Source organism: Nonomuraea sp. KM88 (genome assembly GCF_052245635.1).
Taxonomy (GTDB): domain Bacteria; phylum Actinomycetota; class Actinomycetes; order Streptosporangiales; family Streptosporangiaceae; genus Nonomuraea.
In genome coordinates this window covers 1-4,278 of record NZ_JBQQCC010000050.1, presented here as the reverse complement: position 1 = coordinate 4,278, position 4,278 = coordinate 1, and the positions used below count along the sequence as shown (strand labels likewise).

Annotated in this window: 3 protein-coding genes; 2 read left to right on the top strand and 1 reads right to left on the bottom strand. The window is 72.1% G+C overall.

Annotation, left to right across the window (positions count from 1 at the left end; all coding sequences use genetic code 11):
- Positions 1-95 precede the first annotated feature (95 nt).
- Complete coding sequence (locus tag ACTWPV_RS49475) at positions 96-2,978, top strand: AAA family ATPase (RefSeq protein WP_443157192.1); 2,883 nt, start codon at positions 96-98, stop codon at positions 2,976-2,978.
- Here ACTWPV_RS49475 and ACTWPV_RS49470 read toward each other — a convergent pair.
- Complete coding sequence (locus ACTWPV_RS49470; RefSeq protein WP_347650016.1) at positions 2,952-3,416, bottom strand: ester cyclase; 465 nt, start codon at positions 3,414-3,416, stop codon at positions 2,952-2,954. The two genes, ACTWPV_RS49475 and ACTWPV_RS49470, sit on opposite strands and share 27 nt — an antisense overlap.
- A 172-nt stretch (positions 3,417-3,588) precedes the next feature.
- Between ACTWPV_RS49470 and ACTWPV_RS49465 the strand changes: the two genes are divergently transcribed.
- Positions 3,589-4,278: an alpha/beta fold hydrolase gene (locus ACTWPV_RS49465; protein ID WP_347650015.1), complete on the top strand. Its 690-nt coding sequence runs from the start codon at positions 3,589-3,591 to the stop codon at positions 4,276-4,278.

Sequence of the window (4,278 nt, the reverse complement as noted above, 5' to 3'; positions counted from 1 at the left end):
ATCGTCAGCGGGTCTCCATGCGGCTCGGGCGGGTCCTTCTGGTGCAGGTGCGGTGAGCACGCTGGGACCCCGGGGCGCCTGGCCGAATCCGGCAGATGACCGGGTGTACGGCGCGATCCCTCCGTACGGCACCCCGCCGTTCCTCCCGAGTCGCGGCTCGCGCATTATGTCTCATGGAGGAGACTTTCGAGTCTCCATGCGAAGACTTGAGGACGAACCGACGGAGGCGGACGGCGATGCTCTACGGACGAGGTGAGGAGCAGACCGTGATCACGCGACTGCTCGGCGACGCGGGCAACGGCCTGAGCGGTGCGCTCATCGTGCGGGGTGCGACAGGGGTGGGCAAGTCCGCCCTGCTCGACCAGGCGGCGGTGCTGGCCGGCGATCGGATGCTGGTGCTGCGCGGGGCCGGCATCCAGCCGGAGATGGAGCTGCCCTTCGCCGGATTGCACCTGCTGCTGCACTCGGTGCTCGACGGGATCGACGCGCTACCGACGGAGCAGGCACGCGCGCTGCGCGGTGCTCTCGGTCTGGAGCGATTCGCCGCCGGCGACCGGTTCCTGGTCGGATTGGCGGTGCTGACCCTCCTCGCCAACACCGCGGACGAGCGCCCGCTGGTCTGCCTGATCGACGACGCTCACTGGCTCGACCAGGCGTCCGCGGAGGCGCTGCTGTTCGCCGCGCGCCGGCTGGACGCCGAGGGCGTGGTGCTGGTCTTCGCCGCGCGCGACGACGAGGGGCTGTTCGATGCTCCCGGGGTGCGCGAGCTCCGGCTCCGCGCGCTCGAAGCCACCGCGGCGGAACAGTTGCTCGACTCACACGCCCCGGATCTGGCACCGGAGGTGCGCCGCGGCCTGCTCACGGAGGCCCAGGGCAACCCGCTGGCGCTGATCGAGCTGCCCGCCACGCTGACCGGCGCGCAGCGGTCCGGCGAGGTGCCACTGCACGCCGTCGGCATGAGCCCGGTGCCCAGCCGGATCCTGCGCGGTTTCCACGAGCGCATCGCCGCGCTGCCTGCCGATGCCAGAACGCTGCTGCTGGTCGCGGCCTGCGACGACGGTACCCTCGACCTGGTGCTCGACGCGATCAAGCGCCTCGGCGGCAGCCTGTACGACGCCGAGCCCGCCGAGGCCGCCGGGCTCGTCCGGATCGCCGACGGCCGGATCGTCTTCCGCCACCCGCTGGTCAGAACCGCGGCCTACCAGCACGCGCCGGCCGCGGCCCGGCAGGCGGCACACCGCGCGCTGGCCAAGTCGCTGGACGGCCATCCGGACGCAATCGGCCGGATGGCCTGGCATCTGGCCCTGGCCACCACCGGGTCAGACGAGGCCGTGGCCGCAGCGCTGGAGCGCGGCGCGGAACAGGCCGAGGGCAAGGGCGGCCACGCCGGCGCTTCCGCCGCCTACGAGCGGGCCGCCCAGCTCACGCCCGACCCGGCCGAGCGCGGCCGGCGTCTGGCCGCCGCCGCGCGCTCCGCCGCCGAGCTGGGCCAGTATCACCGCGCCGGAGCGCTCGCCGACCGGGCGGCGCCCGACCTGAGCGAGCCACTCGAGTCAGCCCGTCTGGCGCAGGTCCGCGCCGCCGTAGCCACCGCCCGGGGCGACCTCGACACCGCGCACACCACTCTCGCCGGCGCCGCGGACGCGGTCCGCGAGCAGGGTGTGGACGACCTGGCCGCCGAGATGTACTTCGACGCGATCACCGCCGCCTGGCTGGCCTGCGACTTCGCCGCGGTCACCCGCACTGCTACCCGTGCCACCGGAATCCGGCGGGCGCACCCGCTGCTGCGGGCTGCCTCCGGACTCGGCCGGATGGCCGCCGAGGAGCCGCCCGTCGCGCTGTCGTCCATGCGCGAGGTGATCGAAGGGCTGGCCCGGTCGGACCGGCCGGCCGATCTCCACCGCCGCGCTGCCCTGGCCCTCTGGGACCTCCTCATCGGCGACGACACCGCCGCCTACCACCGGGCCGTGGCCATTGAACGCGAGTCACGCACGTCAGGTGCGGTTGGCGTGTTGCCGATGGCGCTCGTCCTGCTGGCCCGCGCGCAGATGTTCATGGGCCGGTATCGCGACTCTCTGTCCAGCGCGCAGGAGGGCTACCGCATCGCCAGGGACATCGGTCAGCACCATCACCAGGCCCTGCTGACCGGCATCATGACCTACGTGGCGGCGGCCCAGGGTGACGAGGAGCGCTGCCAGGCCCACGCCGCCGAGATCGCGGACGTGACCGACGGGGCGACCAGCGGCATGCGTTGCGCCGCGCTCAACCTGCTCGATCTCGCGGGCGGCAGACACGAGGCGATCATCCGCCGGGCACTGGAGTTCGACCGGCACTCCCCCGCGGCGCGCACGATGATGGTCCTGCACCGCACCCAGGACGTGGTGGAGGCCGCGGTCCGGCTGGACCGAACCGACCTCGCTCGAGCCGCCGCGGCGCGCGTGCAGGCGTCCGCGACGGCGACCGGGCAACCCTGGGCCTGGGCCGTGGCCCTTCGATGTCGAGCGCTGCTGGCTCCGGCGGAGGAGGCGGGCGACCACTTCGAGCAGGCGGTGCGGCTCCACCAGCAGAGCGGCCGGCCGCTTGAACGGGCGCGCACCGAACTGCTGTACGGCGAATGGCTGCGCAGGAACCGCCGCAAGCTCGAGTCCCGGCAGCCGCTCGAGTCGGCCCTGGGGATCTTCCAGCGGCTCGAGGCGCGCCCCTGGGCCGATCGGACGCAGGGCGAGCTGCGCGCCGCCGGCAAGCGGCACCTGGCAGCGAACGCGCCCACCGGCCTGATCGACCAGCTCACCGCCCAGGAGCTGCAGATCGTCCGGCTGGCGGCCTCGGGCATGAGCAACAGGGAGATCGCGGCCCAGCTGTTCCTGAGCCCGCGGACCATCGGCTACCACCTGCACAAGGCCTTTCCCAAGCTCCAGGTTGCGAGCCGGGGCGAGCTGGCGCAGCTCGCGCTATCCCCGGAGGCCGAGACGCCATGAGCGAAGATGCGCGGCCAGCTCGCAGGTGCTCAGGCCGAGCTGCTCGCACATGTGATTCAGGTCGAAGAAGAGCAGTTCGCGATGGATCAACCCGTCGTGCACCTTCCAGAGACTCGCGAACGACAGCGTGAACCGGCGGCCGGTGGCCGGCAGGCCGGCCAGCGGCGCCTCCATGGTCGCGCTGATCAGCCCCATCCCCACGACCAGCTTCTCCTTCAGGCGCAACTCGCCGAGCCGCAGGTCGTAGTCGGGAAAGGTGCGGAGCAGCGCGGCGACCGCTTCCCGCACCCGGTGCCGACCGCGCGACAGCAGCCCGAACGGGATCGACTCCCGGACCACGTCCGGATGGCAGGCGTTCACCACGGCGACCAGGTCGCCCGCGCTCTGCGCGGCGGCGTAGCCGCGGACCACCTCATCCGGCTGCGACCCTCTTCGCATGGAAACCTCGTTCGTCGAGTTGTCGTGCGTCCTGCGGAGAACTTAAGGCGACTCGTACTTCCCCTGCATCCGTCACATGACCTGACCCTCCACAAGAGGCTTTCAGAAGTGAATTCTCATGCTTCAATAACAGGAAGCGCTTAGTTAAACTCCTCACCAAAAGGACATGCGAATGACCACCTTCGTTCTCGTACACGGTTCCTGGCACGACCCCTCGGCCTGGGACCGGCTCGTCCCGTACCTGCACGAAGCGGGCCACCACACGATCACGCCGGACCTCGACCCGGACGCCGGACTGGCAGAGCACGCCGAGCAGATCGTCGCCGTGCTCGACCAGGCCGCTCGGGCGGCGTCGGACCTGGTCCTCGTCGGGCACAGCTACGCGGGTCTCGTGGTACGGCAGGCCGCCGACCAGCGGCCGCGGCGCGTGCGACACATCATCCTGGTGGACGGCTGGGCGGGCCCGGACGGCGCCAGTCTGTTCGACCTGGCACCCGAGCCGTTCGTCGCCGCGCTGCGTGGCGCGGCCCGGCCGCACGAGGGCGGACCCGTGATCCCCGCCCCCGCGCCGGCCCGCTACGGCGTCACCGGCGAGGAGGACGCCCGCTGGCTGTCCACGCGCCTGCGACCCCAGGCGCTGCGGTCCTTCAGCGAACCCAGCCGGCTCACCGGCGCGGTCGACACGATCAGCGGCACGGCCGTCTGCTGCCGCCCGCCGTCCCAGGCGTTCGAAGCCCTGGCCAGGGCGATCGGATATCGCACGGTCGCCTGCGACGGCCCGCACGACATCATGGTCACCCACCCCGAACCACTGGCCCGGCTGCTGCTCGACGCGGTGACGCTTCAAGAAACGGAAGCGTGA